This window comes from Streptosporangiales bacterium, from assembly GCA_009379825.1.
Lineage (GTDB): Bacteria > Actinomycetota > Actinomycetes > Streptosporangiales > WHST01 > WHST01.
This window is the reverse complement of sequence record WHTA01000057.1, coordinates 25,761-38,081: the sequence shown is the minus strand read 5'-3', so window position 1 is coordinate 38,081 and position 12,321 is coordinate 25,761. Positions and strand designations below refer to the sequence as shown.

14 protein-coding genes are annotated in these 12,321 nt (G+C 70.8%); 5 read left to right on the top strand and 9 right to left on the bottom strand.

Annotated features, from left to right (window positions below; all coding sequences use genetic code 11):
- Both GEV07_22545 and GEV07_22540 read left to right on the top strand, forming a co-directional pair.
- Window positions 1-129: IS256 family transposase (locus GEV07_22545; protein ID MQA05383.1), on the top strand; the 129-nt coding region annotated here is incomplete at its 5' end.
- A gap of 225 nt (window positions 130-354) precedes the next feature.
- Complete coding sequence (locus tag GEV07_22540) at window positions 355-525, top strand: HTH domain-containing protein (GenBank protein MQA05382.1); 171 nt, start codon at window positions 355-357, stop codon at window positions 523-525.
- Between the two features lie 148 nt (window positions 526-673).
- On the opposite strand, the gene GEV07_22535 is transcribed toward GEV07_22540, so the two are convergent.
- From GEV07_22535 to GEV07_22515, 5 genes are all read right to left on the bottom strand, one after another.
- Complete coding sequence (locus tag GEV07_22535) at window positions 674-1,195, bottom strand: MarR family transcriptional regulator (protein MQA05381.1); 522 nt, start codon at window positions 1,193-1,195, stop codon at window positions 674-676.
- A 2-nt stretch (window positions 1,196-1,197) separates the two neighbouring features.
- Window positions 1,198-3,054: a dihydroxy-acid dehydratase gene (gene ilvD, locus GEV07_22530; protein ID MQA05380.1), complete on the bottom strand. Its 1,857-nt coding sequence runs from the start codon at window positions 3,052-3,054 to the stop codon at window positions 1,198-1,200.
- A 457-nt stretch (window positions 3,055-3,511) separates the two neighbouring features.
- A complete protein-coding gene (locus tag GEV07_22525) occupies window positions 3,512-3,817 on the bottom strand; it encodes an MTH1187 family thiamine-binding protein (protein ID MQA05379.1) in 306 nt (101 codons plus the stop codon).
- Window positions 3,814-4,785, bottom strand: coding sequence for a methylmalonyl Co-A mutase-associated GTPase MeaB (gene meaB, locus GEV07_22520; protein ID MQA05378.1), 972 nt, complete (start codon window positions 4,783-4,785; stop codon window positions 3,814-3,816). Before meaB ends, GEV07_22525 begins: the two co-directional genes overlap by 4 nt.
- Window positions 4,786-4,802: 17 nt before the next feature.
- Window positions 4,803-5,996: an acetyl-CoA C-acyltransferase gene (locus tag GEV07_22515; protein MQA05377.1), complete on the bottom strand. Its 1,194-nt coding sequence runs from the start codon at window positions 5,994-5,996 to the stop codon at window positions 4,803-4,805.
- 147 nt (window positions 5,997-6,143) lie between these two features.
- On the opposite strand from GEV07_22515, the gene mce reads away from it, so the two are divergent.
- Window positions 6,144-6,557: a methylmalonyl-CoA epimerase gene (gene mce, locus GEV07_22510; protein ID MQA05376.1), complete on the top strand. Its 414-nt coding sequence runs from the start codon at window positions 6,144-6,146 to the stop codon at window positions 6,555-6,557.
- Here the strand turns inward: mce and GEV07_22505 are convergent.
- Window positions 6,554-6,838, bottom strand: coding sequence for a hypothetical protein (locus tag GEV07_22505; protein MQA05375.1), 285 nt, complete (start codon window positions 6,836-6,838; stop codon window positions 6,554-6,556). The genes mce and GEV07_22505 overlap by 4 nt on opposite strands.
- Window positions 6,839-6,850: 12 nt before the next feature.
- Window positions 6,851-7,186: a hypothetical protein gene (locus GEV07_22500; protein ID MQA05374.1), complete on the bottom strand. Its 336-nt coding sequence runs from the start codon at window positions 7,184-7,186 to the stop codon at window positions 6,851-6,853.
- Window positions 7,187-7,327: 141 nt separating this feature from the next.
- Here GEV07_22500 and GEV07_22495 point away from each other — a divergent pair, with 141 nt between their 5' ends.
- Together GEV07_22495 and GEV07_22490 are read left to right on the top strand one after the other, a co-directional pair.
- Window positions 7,328-8,404 carry a DivIVA domain-containing protein gene (locus GEV07_22495; protein ID MQA05373.1) on the top strand — a complete coding sequence of 359 codons (1,077 nt, stop codon included), beginning with the start codon at window positions 7,328-7,330 and terminating at the stop codon, window positions 8,402-8,404.
- Window positions 8,405-8,416: 12 nt separating this feature from the next.
- Window positions 8,417-10,072, top strand: coding sequence for an AI-2E family transporter (locus GEV07_22490; GenBank protein MQA05372.1), 1,656 nt, complete (start codon window positions 8,417-8,419; stop codon window positions 10,070-10,072).
- A gap of 52 nt (window positions 10,073-10,124) precedes the next feature.
- Here GEV07_22490 and GEV07_22485 read toward each other — a convergent pair whose 3' ends face one another.
- A complete protein-coding gene (locus GEV07_22485; protein MQA05371.1) occupies window positions 10,125-11,489 on the bottom strand; it encodes an MFS transporter in 1,365 nt (454 codons plus the stop codon).
- Window positions 11,490-11,552: 63 nt separating this feature from the next.
- Window positions 11,553-12,314, bottom strand: a complete 762-nt coding sequence (locus tag GEV07_22480) for an SDR family oxidoreductase (protein MQA05370.1) — start codon at window positions 12,312-12,314, stop codon at window positions 11,553-11,555.
- Window positions 12,315-12,321 lie beyond the last annotated feature (7 nt).

The following is a 12,321-nucleotide window of genomic DNA, read 5'->3' as shown; positions in this document are numbered from 1 at the left end:
GAGCAACACGACGAATGGACCGAAGGGCGCCGCTACCTCGGACTCGACGTCCTCGCACGAGCACAAGCCGTCGGAGCCGCCGCTAGCAAGGAGGTGACCCAGCCAGCCCTGCAGGCCCTCACAGCCTGAACAACAACGACGGGACACCGCCACCCAAGCACTGCTGGCAGCGAACGCCAAGGCGCCGCAACCAACAGCCACCCGAGCGCTGCTGGCCAGCGTGACCTCGGTACCGGCGACAGTCAACGCGACAGGGCCAGCGGCACCGGCAACGCGGTGAACAGCCACGGCCCGCAATGCGCCGCCGGCTTCGGACCGGCACCCGCACGCACGCCGGACAGGTCGTCGCAGCAGATGCTGGAGTACCTCGCGGCCGGGATGAAGGACGAGGCCATCGCCCGCGCGCTGGGCGTCAGCGCGCGGACCGTCCGACGCCGGGTTGCCCACCTGGAGAGCTGCTTCGGCGCCACCAACCGGATCCAGCTGGTCGCCCGCGCGGCGACGTCGGGCTGGGTCCGCGTCTGACCACCCTGGCGGCCGGTCAGTCCGCATCCTCGGGGGAAGCAATCCCCACTCGGGGAACGGTCAATCCGCGTCCTCGGGGGAAGCAATCCCCACTCGGGGAACGGTCAATCCGCGTCCTCGAGGGAGGCAATCCCCACTCGGGGAACGGTCAGTCCGCGTCGTCGGGGAGGAAGTCGCCTACGGCTATGCGGAGTGTGCGCAACGCGTCGAAGACGTCGGTGCGCTGGTCCTCGGTCAGCGAGCCGAGGCCGAAGTCGATCGCCATCAGCTCCTTCGTTGCGTGCCGCACGACGTCGCGGCCCTCGGCAGTGATGGACGCCAGCACGCCCCGGCCGTCGGCGGGATTGGGCCGGCGCGCGACGTAGCCCTGCTTGGTCAAGCGGTCGATGATGTTCGTCGCGCTCGTCGGGTGCACCATCAGACGCTCACCGATGACGCGCATCGGCAGCTCCCCGGTACGGCTGAATGTGAGCAACACCAGCGCCTCGTACCTGGCGAACGTCAGGTTGTACGGACGCAGCAGCTCGTCGTAGCGGGTCAGCAGCAGCTGCTGCGCCCGCATGATGGACGTCGCGACGCGCATCGACTCCGCCGGGCCGAACTCTTCCTTCCAGTGCTCGCCGGCCACCGCGATCGGGTCGAACGGCAACCCCAGCCGCTTCTTCGCCATGCTCACCGCTCAACCTGACCGACGTCACGGGCCGCCCCTGTGGACGCCGACGTGGTCAGCGCCGCGTACGCACGCAACGCCGCCGTGACCGGCCGTTCCCGGTTGCGCGGCCGGAAGCCGCCGAGCTCGGTCGTCAGCGCCTCGCCACGCCTGGCCAACTCCACCTCTGGCACCTCCAGTCGCACCGTACGGCCCGGGATGTCGAACGTGATGACGTCGCCGTCGGCCACCAGCGCGATCGCGCCCCCGGCGGCCGCCTCCGGCGACACGTGCCCGACGGACAGCCCGGACGTCCCGCCGGAGAACCTGCCGTCGGTGACGAGCGCGCACGCGGCGCCCAGGCCGCGTCCCTTGAGGAACGCCGTCGGATAAAGCATCTCCTGCATGCCCGGACCGCCGCGGGGCCCCTCGTACCTGATGACCACGACGTCCCCGGGCTCGACCTGGCCACCGAGGATGCCGTCGACCGCCTCGTCCTGGCCCTCGAACACCTTGGCGGGCCCGGAGAAGCTCAGCAACGACTCGTCGACGCCGGCCACCTTGACGACGCACCCGTCCTCGGCCAGGTTGCCCCAGAGCACGGCAAGCCCGCCGTCGGCGCTGTACGCGTGCGCGATGTCGCGGATGCAGCCGCCCTCCGGGTCGAGATCGAGGCTCTCCCACCGGGTGTCCTGGCTCATGCCCTCCGTCGTACGCACCCCGGCAGGCGCGGCGTGGAACAGCTCGACCGCCTCCGCCGCCGGTTGTGCCTCCCGGACGTCCCACCGGTCCAGGTACTCACCCAGGCTCGCGCTGTGCACGGTGTGCACCTTGTCGTGCAGCAACCCCGCCCGCCGCAATTCGCCGAGGATCGCCGGGATCCCGCCGGCGCGGTGGACGTCCTCGATGTGGTACTTCTGCGAGTTCGGGGCGACCTTGCACAGGCATGGCACGCGCCGGGAGAGCTCGTCGATGTCGCGCAACCCGTACGGAACACCGCCTTCTCGGGCCGCGGCAAGCAGGTGCAGGACGGTGTTCGTCGAGCCGCCCATCGCGACGTCGAGCGCCATGGCGTTCTCGAACGCGTCGCGGGTCGCGATCGCGCGCGGCAGCACGGTCTCGTCGTCGCCCTCGTAGTACCGCTTGGCCACCGCGACGGCGGTACGGCCGGCGTCCTCGTAGAGCGCGCGCCGCGCGACGTGCGTGGCGAGCGTGGTGCCGTTGCCTGGCAACGCCAGACCGAGCGCTTCGGTGAGACAGTTCATCGAGTTCGCGGTGAACATGCCCGAGCACGAGCCGCAGGTCGGACACGCGGACTCCTCGATGCGCGCCAGGTCGGCGTCGGCCACTGCCTCGTCCGCCGACGCGGCCATGGAGTCGATCAGGTCCAGCTTGTGCTTGGCGTAGCCATCGACGGCCACCGCCTTGCCCGCCTCCATCGGCCCGCCCGACACGAAGACCGTAGGGATGTCGAGCCGCATCGCCGCGATGAGCATGCCCGGCGTGATCTTGTCGCAGTTCGAGATACAGACGAGGGCGTCGGCACAGTGCGCGTTGATCATGTACTCGACGGCGTCCGCGATCAGCTCGCGGCTGGGCAGCGAGTAGAGCATGCCGCCGTGTCCCATGGCGATGCCATCGTCCACGGCGATCGTGTTGAACTCCCTTGGCACCCCGCCCGCGGTACGCACCGCACCGGCCACGACGTCCGCGACGGCCTGCAGGTGCACGTGCCCCGGCACGAACTGCGTGTAGCTGTTGGCGACGGCGACGATCGGCCGACCGAAGTCGTCGTCCGTGAGACCGGTGGCTCGCCACAGCGCACGCGCCCCCGCCATGTTGCGGCCCTGCGTGACCGTACGAGAGCGAAGCGGCGGCACGTGCCTTCCCTTCCTGCCCGGGACCGGAGACGTCCATTCTCGCACTGCGGACACGCGGAACCCGTTGTCGATCTCCGGCAAAGCCGTCCCACGAGGTTTGCAGCCCGCCCCACATCGTCTCGAATACTGGACACGACGCATCCACCCTCGCCCCGAGTAAGGCGGGGACCAGCCCAGCTCACGAACCGCCGGCCAGCGCATCGCGCAGGCCCCAGCCAGGACACCAAGCCGACCGACCAAGCGCACGCACACAACACGCAAGTGACGGGCGGGACCCGGCCCTGGTCACCGCCGCCGCCCCGGGCCAGGCTGGCAAGCCGAAACGACCCGGCGCGCGCTCGCGAAGCGCAAGCGGGGGCACGGCACCCAGCTCTGCCTGTACGCGCAGGCGGTCCACCGCCCCCCGGCGCGCCGAGCCACCCAGCGCGCTACCGAGGCGTGCCCATCCCGAGAAGGTTCACACGTTCTCGGTCTGAGTGAGGTGGCGTTCCAGCCGCTTCACCTTGTCCGCCGCCGTGTCCTGCACCGTCGGGCGGATGTCCGCCTTGAGCACCAGACCGACCCGCGGCGCCTTCGCCGCGACCGCCTCGACCGCGCGGTGGATCACGTCCATGACCTCGTCCCACTCGCCCTCGACGGTGGTGAACATGGCGTCGGTCTGGTGCGGTAGGCCGCTCTCCCTGACCACCCGTACGGCGTCCGCGACGTACTCGGCGACGGAGTCGCCGACCCCGCTGGGCGAGATGGAGAACGCAACGATCACGACTGGTCCTTTCCGGTCACGCTCGCGACCAGCTCGTCCGCGGCCGCGTAGGGGTCGGTCTCACCGGCGGCCACCCGGTCTGCCAGGGCCCGCAGATGTTCGCCCCCGTGCACCTCGGCGATGCTGCGCCGCAGCTGCTCCAGCGCGATCGCCTCGATCTCGTCCGCGATCCTGGCACGCCTGCGCTGCTCCAGCCGGCCGTCCCGCCTGAGCCAGTCCCGGTGCTTGTGTACGGCGTCCACGAGCTCGCCGACGCCGTCGTCCTTCACCGCGACGGTACGCACCACCTGCGGCCGCCAGTCGTCGGGTCCGCGGCGCTCGCCGTACGACAGCATGTGGTTCAGCTCCCGTACGGTGCTGTCGGCACCGTCGCGGTCGGCCTTGTTCACGCAGAACACGTCGCCGACCTCGAGGATGCCCGCCTTGAAGGTCTGGATCGCGTCACCCATGCCGGGCGCGAGCAGCACCACCGTCGTGTCCGCCTCGGACGCGATCTGCACCTCGGACTGCCCGACGCCGACGGTCTCGACCAGCACCACGGCACATCCGGCCGCGTCGAGCACCCGGATCGCCTGCATGCTCGCCGCGGCCAGCCCGCCCAGATGCCCGCGGGTCGCCATCGACCTGATGTACACCTCGGGGTCGGTGGCGTGGTCCTGCATCCGCACCCGGTCGCCCAGCAGCGCGCCGCCGGTGAACGGCGACGTCGGGTCGACGGCGAGCACCCCGACGCGCGCACCGGCGCGACGGAACGCCGACACGAGCGCGTCGGTCACCGTCGACTTGCCCACACCAGGCGAACCGGTCAGCCCGATGACGTGCGCGTTGCCGGTGTACGGGGCGAGCGCGGCCATCACCTGGCGCAGCTGGGGCGCGTCGTTCTCGACGAGCGAGATCAGCCGCGCGACCGCACGCGGCCGGCCGTTCCTCGCCTGCTCGACCAGCTCGCCGATGTCAGCTGTGGGCATTCGCCGAGGCTACGCCCTCACGCGGCGGGGACTCGAACGACGAGCGCGTCGCCCTGCCCGCCGCCGCCGCACAGCCCAGCGACGCCGACGCCGCCGCCGCGGCGGCGCAGCTCGTGCATCAGGTGCAGCACCAACCGGGCGCCGGACATGCCGACCGGGTGGCCGAGCGCGATCGCGCCGCCGTTCACGTTCACCTTGTCCTCGTCGATGCCGAGCTCCTTCATCGACTGCAGCGACACCCCGGCGAACGCCTCGTTGATCTCGAACAGGTCGACGTCGGCGATGTCCAGGCCCTCGCGGTCGAGCGCGGCACGGATCGCGCCGGACGGCTGGGACTGCAAGGTCGCGTCCGGGCCGGCCACCATGCCGTGCGCCCCGACCTCGGCGAGGATCGGCAGCCCGCGCTGCTCCGCCACCGCACGCGACGTGACCGCCAGCGCGCAGGCACCGTCGGAGATCTGCGAGGCGCTGCCCGCGGTGATCGTGCCCTCGGGACGGAACGTCGGCCGCAGCTTCGCCAGGCCCTCCGCGGTGGTGTCCGCGCGGATGCCCTCGTCGTGCTCGACCAGCAGCGGGTCGCCCTTGCGTTGGGGCACCTCGACGGGGGCGATCTCCTCCGCGAACAGGCCGTTCTTCTGGGCCGCGGCGGCCCGCTGGTGCGACTGCGCCGAGATGCGGTCCTGCTCGGCCCGGCCGATGCCCAGCTCGTCGTTGCGCCGGTCGGTGAGCTCACCCATCGAGCAGCAGTTGAACGCGTCGGTGAGGCCGTCGTACGCCATGTGGTCGACGACCGTCACGTCGCCGTACTTGTAACCCTCGCGAGAGCCGAGCAGCATGTGCGGCGCGTTCGTCATCGACTCCATGCCGCCGGCCACGACCACGTCGGCGGCGCCGTCGCGGATGTAGAGGTCGGCGATCGCCACGGCGTTCAGGCCGGACAGACACATCTTGTTGATGGTGATGGACGGCACGGTCATCGGGATGCCGCCGTTGACGGCCGCCTGCCGTGCGGTTGCCTGACCGCCGCCGGCCGGCAGCACCTGGCCGAGCACGACGTAGTCGACGTCGTCGCCGGCGAGACCGGCACGTTCGAGCGCGCCACGTACGGCGAAACCGCCCAGGTCGGTCGCGGCGAACCCCTTGAGGGCGCCGAGCAACCGGCCCATCGGGGTACGTGCGCCACCGACGATCACCGTGCTGGACTCAACCATCTTTCCGCCTCCTCGCAGCAGCCCGCCTGCGACCCACGATACTTGGAGCAGCGGGCGGGTTGCCTGCCCCGGCGCCGGTCCCGGTGTTCGTGCAGGTGAGCGCATCCGGCCGGCGGACCAGCGAGCAGTCACGAAGGGCCCAGGCACGTGTTCACCACCATCGACCATGTCGGCATCGCCGTCCCCGACCTCGACCAGGCCAAGGAGCTCTACGTGCAGACCTTCGGCATGCGCGTCGTGCACGAGGAGACGAACGAGGAGCAGGGCGTACGCGAGGCGATGCTGGTGGTCGGCGCCGAGGACGGCACCCAGGTGCAGCTGCTCGCCCCGCTGACACCGCAGTCGCCTATCGCCAAGTTCCTCGACTGCTCAGGACCCGGCGTGCAGCAGGTCGCGTACCGGGTGGCCGACGTGGAGCAGGCGGCCGCGCAGCTGCGCGCCCGTGGGATGCGGCTGCTCTACGACACCGCGCGCACCGGTACGGCCGGTTCACTGGTCAACTTCGTCCACCCCAAGGACGCGGGTGGCGTGCTCGTGGAACTGGTCCAGCCGGCCGGCTAGCCCCACACCAGCAGGCCCTGCCCGGCCAGGTACGTCAGCATGACCCAGAAGTCGTGACCGGGCAGGTCGAACGAGCCGTGGAACGTCGTCAACGCGAGCAGCGAGTCCGAGACCACGAAGGACGCGGCGCCGAGCGCCGTCAGCCGGTTCACCCCGTGCGCGACGACCGCGTTGCCGCCAAGCGCGAGTCCGTAGCAGGCCAGCGGCACGACGAGCGCGCCGACGTCCGGGAGCAGCACGGCCACCAGGTCGACCCACCAGACCAAGTACGCGGCGACCAGCCACGGCCGCCGTCATCGGCCGGACCGCCTGGCGAACGGCCAGCACGCGGTCAGGTAGCTCAGGTGCGCGAGGCCGAACGCCGCCAGGCCGAGGAGGAAGAACGCCGTGCCGGTGGAGGTCAGCGCCAGGTCGCCCAGCCAGGACCAGCCGATGGCGACCAGCACCAGCCAGGTCCGGCGGTCGCGCGGCCGGCCCGCCATGAGCCAAAGCCCGGCGGCCAACGCCGGCATCAGTAGCACTCTCGTCGCCAGGTCCAGCCGGTCGAGGTCGAGCGCGAGCGAGCCCAGGTGCCCGGCGGCGAGCAGCAGATACGGCACCAGGCCGGCCCTGCCCCACGGCCGCCGCATGGCCCTCCTCCCCGGCTCTGCGCGGGCGGCCGGCACCCCCGAGCGCTACCACCACTCACCGTGGCAACTTCCTTACCATGAGCTGGCGTGTCGTAGCCCGCACCCCTGCTCACTCGGGCCTGACTCTGCAAAGATGGGGGTATGACGCCTGAGCAGCCTCTCGACGACTTCTTCTCGAACCAAGCGTTCGACGTCGTTATGCGCGGATACGCGCGTAACCAGGTCGACGACTACGTAACCCAGGTCGAGTCGTCGCTGCGGCAGGCCCGCGAGCACAACGCGGAGCTGCAGCGGGCGCTCGAGAACACCCAGCAGCAGGCGACCGAGCAGAGCAGCCCGAGCTACGCGGGCCTCGGCTCCCGGGTCGAGCAGCTGCTGCGGCTGGCCGAGGAGGAGTCAACCGACCTCATCCGCCGTACCAGGGAGGAAGCGGAGGAGCTCAGGGAGCAGATCGTCGGCAAGGCGCGCCGCGACTCCGAGGCCAGCGCCGAGCGGCAGCGCACCCAGGAGGCCGAGCTCGCGGCCGAGGTGAAGCGGCGCCGCGAGGAGCTCGACCAGGAGGTCGAGGAGCGTAGGACCGCCTCCGTCGAGGACGCCGAGAAGCGCAAGAAGGCGTCCATCGAGGAGGCCGAGCAGCGCAAGCAGAAGTCGATCGAGGAGGCCGAGAAGCGCGAGCGCGAGTCGACCCAGGCCGCCGAGCAGCGGCGGAAGAGCTCCGTCGAGGAGGCGGACAAGCGGGTCGCCGAGGCGAAGCAGAAGGCCGAGCAGCTGGTACGCCTCGCGCAGGAGGACGCCGACCGGATCAAGTCGGAGGCGGACGCGCACTCGGCCCGTATCAGGGAGCAGATCGAGCGCGAGCAGGCCGAGCTCGACCGCAAGAAGACCGCGGTCAACTCGCAGATGGAGCAGCTGCGCAACCTGCTCGGCGTGGCTGCGCCGCTGGACTTCTCCGCCAGCACCCCGCAGGCGGACCCGAGCGCGGACCGCCCCGCCAGCAGCACGAGCAGCGGCGGCGGTGACCAGAGTGCCTCGGGCTCCGCTAAGATCGACCGGCCGGAGAGCAGTGACCAAGGCGGCGGGGGTTCGCCGCAGGCCAGGCAGGCCGGCAGCCAGGCGGCCGGCGGGCAGTGGTCCCAGTCGCGCACCGAGCACCACCACAGCGGTCAGATCCATGCGTCCAGGCAGAACACGCCGGGCGTCCCGGGACGACGTTACTGAGCACACGGACCTGTGAGCACCACGAGCCAGCCGTCTGACGACGGCGACCCCAGCGAGCGCGACTCCAGCGCCCCACCCACCCCCGACGACGCGCCCACCCAGCCGAGCGCCCAGGACCCGCCGGCCCCCGACGCGACCACCAGCGCCAGCGCCACCGCAGGCAGCGGCCCCGAGCACGACGCCGCGACCGGCCCAACAGCCGGCAAGGCCGCACCGGGCGACAGCGCCACCACCGGGGCCGACGACGCGACCGGCGGCGGCACCGCCCCGCGCGACGCCCGCTCGGCCGGCAGCGGCGCCGCGCCGGCCGAGCGGGGCACCGCAGGCAGCGGCGCCAAGCACGGCGATACCGCCGGCAAGGCCGCACCAGGCGACCGCGCCACCACCGGGGCCGACGACGCGGTCAGCGGCGGCACCGCCCCGCGCGACGCCGACGCGGCCGGCACAACCGCGTACGAGGCCGCGCCAGGTGACAGCGCGACCGCCGGGGCGAACGCCGGCAACATCGAGGCAGCCGGGCAGGGCACTGCGGCCGGCGGCGGCGAGCAGGAGATACCCGAGTACGCGGCACACGTCGAGGTGCCTCGCGACGAGATGACGGTGAGCAGCCGGTTCCCGTTCGGGCGGCCGGGGCGGCCGTTCCGCCGCTCGCCGTTCCTGTTCGGGCTCACCGGCGCGCTGGGCGTCGCGGTCGCGTGGGCGCTGGTGCAGGCGGTCATCAACGTCCAGTCGGTCATCGTGATCCTCATCGTCGCGATGTTCCTGGCCGTCGGCCTCAACCCGGCGGTGGAGTTCCTGCAGCGCAGGAAGGTCCCCCGCGGCCTCGCGGTGACCATCGTCTTCGTCGCGCTGCTGGTGTTCGTGGCCGGCTTCGTCTCGGCAATCGTCCCGCCGCTCGTGCAGCAGTCGCAGGAGCTGTGGGCGAACCGGAACGACTACCTGGCGACGCTGCAGAACAACGCGACCATCAACCGGCTGGACGAGCGCTACCAGCTGCTCGAGCGGGCGCAGGACTACCTGAACACCCGCGGCCAGGCGCTCGGCAGCCAGCTCGCGACCGGCATCGTCGGCGCCGGCAAGGCGATCGCCAGCGGTATCTTCAACACGTTCAGCGTGCTGATCCTCACCCTGTACTTCCTCGCCGCGCTACCGAAGATCAAGCGCACCCTCTACCGGCTGGCGCCGCGCACCCGCAGGGAGCGGGTGACGCTGCTCGGCGACGAGATCACCCAGCGGGTCGGCGGCTACGTCTCAGGTGCGGCGATCGTGGTGTTCATCGCCGGCCTCTCCACGTACATCTGGCTGCTCATCTGGCGGGTGCCCTACGCGCTCCCCCTCGCGCTGTGCGTCATGCTGCTCGGCCTGATCCCGATGATCGGCGCGACCATCGGCGGGGTGCTCGTCACGCTCGTGTCGTTCAGCGCAGGCATACCCACGGGCATCGCCACCGCGTTGTTCTACGTCGGCTACCAGCAGCTGGAGAACTACCTGATCTACCCCCGCGTGATGCGCAAGGCGGTCGAGCTGCCCGCCGCGGTGACGGTCGTCGCGATCCTCGTCGGCGGCAGCCTGCTCGGCGTGCTCGGCGCGCTGCTCGCCATTCCCAGCGCGGCCGCGGTCCTGCTGATCTTCCGCGAGGTCGTGGTCCCACGCCTGGAACGCGCCTGAGCTCGGGGCAAAGGCGCGTTCCAGGGGGCTCGATAGACCTCCTAGTGCGGGGTCAAGCGTTGGCCGCGGGCGTCCTCCGCGCGTAGGTCTGGTCGTCGCTGATGTCCGCACGCGACCGGTCCGGCAGCAGCCGGACGCAGATCAGCGTGACCACCATCGAGAAGACGACGTAGCCGGCGATCGCGTACGCCGTGCCGAAGCTGTGCAGCAGCCAGGCGGCCACCAGCGGCGCCGGCCCACCCGCGAACACCGAAGACAGCTGGTACCCGATCCCGGCTCCGCCGTACCGCAACCCGGTCGGGAAGCTCTCCGCGATGAGAGCGGCCTGCGGCCCGTACTGCATGTCGTGCGGGATCAGCGAGAGCACGATCGCGATGAAGACGACCGCCGCTACCCCGGTGTTGAGCATCCCGAAGAACACGAACGCGTAGACCGTGATGGTGATCGACCCGATCAGATAGACGCGTTTGCGGCCGGCCACGTCCGACAGCCACCCGAAGAACGGGATCGAGAACAGCGAGATCACCGCCGCGACCATCACCGCAGAGAGCGCGAACGTCTGCTCCACCCCTCGGTCGGTGACGTAAGTCAAGGAGAACACCGTGAAGATGTAGAACGGCATCTGCTCCGAGTACCTCAGCCCCGCGGTGAGCAGCAGCTCGCGCCAGTGCCGCTTCACCACCTGGAGGATCGGCGCCTTCTCGACCTGATCGCTCTCGACGACCGTGGCGAACATCGGCGTCTCGAGGATCCGCAGCCTGATGAACAGGCCGATGGCGACCAGTACCAGGCTGAGCAGGAACGGCACCCGCCAGCCCCACGAGCTGAACGCGTCAGGCGATAGCACGGCGCTGAACAGCGTCATACCGCCGGTGCCGAGCAACAGCCCGACCGGCACACCGAACTGCGGCCAGCTGGCGGAAAACCCGCGTCTCTTCTGGTCGCCCCACTCCATGGCGAGCAGCACGGAACCGCCCCACTCGCCGCCCACCGCGAGGCCCTGGAGGAGTCGCAGCGCGACCAGGAGGATCGGTGCGGCCGCGCCGATGCTGTCGGTGCTCGGCAACAGACCGATCACCGCCGACGAGATTCCCATCAGCAGCAAGGTGACGATCAGCGTGGCCTTCCGGCCGATCCGGTCTCCCCAGTGCCCGAAGAGCGCCGCACCGACGGGCCGCGCCGCGAAGCCCACCGCGTACGTCGCGAACGACTGGATCACACCCACGTACGGTTCGGACGCGGGAAAGAAGAGCTTCGGGAAGATCAGCGCCGCCGCCGTGCCGTAGAGGAAGAAGTCGTACCACTCGATCGACGTGCCGATCGCGCTGGCGGATATCGCCTTGCGTGCCTGAGACTTGCGTTCCGCGGTCCCCGCCGCACGGCGGGCCCGTTCTGCCTCGTCTCTACCCAGAACCATTTTGCGAGCCTCCCTTGACCCCCGTGGCGGGTTGTGGCGTTTCCTTGCGCCTGCTTGTACTTGCTATTGAGCCGTCCAACCCCCGTCGAGCGTCATCGACGCACCCGTGATGAACGACGCGTGCGACGAGCACAGATACGCGACGAGCTCGGCAACCTCATCGGGCTCGGCCAACCGTTTGATCGGTGTGCGGGCGAGCAAGACCTGGTCGAGTACCTCGTCTTCGGCGATGCCGTGCTGCGCCGCCTGGGCGCTGATCTGTTTCTCCACCAACGGCGTGCGGACGTACCCCGGGTCGACGCAGTTGCTGGTGACCCCGCGCCCCGCGGCCTCCAAGGCGATCGTCTTGGACAGGCCCTCGACGCCGTGCTTGGCGGCGACGTACGCGCTCTTGTACGCCGAGGCCCGCAGGCCGTGCACCGACGAAAGGTGCACCAGCCGACCCCAACCTCTGGCGTACATACCGGGCAGCACCCGGCGTGCGATCCGAAACGGCGCCTCGAGCATGACGCGCAGTATCAACGAGAAGCGGTCCGGTGGAAAGTCCTCCACCGCGGCGACGTGCTGCAGGCCGGCGCTGTTCACGACCACGTCCGGCTCCACGTCCAGCCGGTCCACGGCCGCCAGGTCGGACAGGTCGACCAGGCGCAGCTCGCCGTCCACGGCGTGGGCGACCTTCGCCGCGGCGTCCGCGTCCTTGTCGGCCACCACGACGTGCGCACCCGCGGCCCGCAGCCGCGTCGCGCACGCGTGACCGATGCCGCTCGCACCGCCGGTCACGAGCGCGACCCGGTCGGACAGGTCGACGTCGCCTCGTTGCGCCATGCAGACG

What these genes read in the sequence shown, in the direction of transcription:
- GEV07_22500 (MQA05374.1), bottom strand. Translation starts at nt 7,186, where the DNA reads ATGCGGCGGCCGTGGGGCAGGGCCGGCCTGGTGCCGTATCTGCTGCTC.
- GEV07_22485 (MQA05371.1), bottom strand. Translation starts at nt 11,489, where the DNA reads ATGGTTCTGGGTAGAGACGAGGCAGAACGGGCCCGCCGTGCGGCGGGG.
- GEV07_22515 (MQA05377.1), bottom strand. Translation starts at nt 5,996, where the DNA reads ATGGTTGAGTCCAGCACGGTGATCGTCGGTGGCGCACGTACCCCGATG.
- meaB (MQA05378.1), bottom strand. Translation starts at nt 4,785, where the DNA reads ATGCCCACAGCTGACATCGGCGAGCTGGTCGAGCAGGCGAGGAACGGC.
- GEV07_22495 (MQA05373.1), top strand. Translation starts at nt 7,328, where the DNA reads ATGACGCCTGAGCAGCCTCTCGACGACTTCTTCTCGAACCAAGCGTTC.
- GEV07_22535 (MQA05381.1), bottom strand. Translation starts at nt 1,195, where the DNA reads ATGGCGAAGAAGCGGCTGGGGTTGCCGTTCGACCCGATCGCGGTGGCC.
- GEV07_22480 (MQA05370.1), bottom strand. Translation starts at nt 12,314, where the DNA reads ATGGCGCAACGAGGCGACGTCGACCTGTCCGACCGGGTCGCGCTCGTG.
- GEV07_22540 (MQA05382.1), top strand. Translation starts at nt 355, where the DNA reads ATGCTGGAGTACCTCGCGGCCGGGATGAAGGACGAGGCCATCGCCCGC.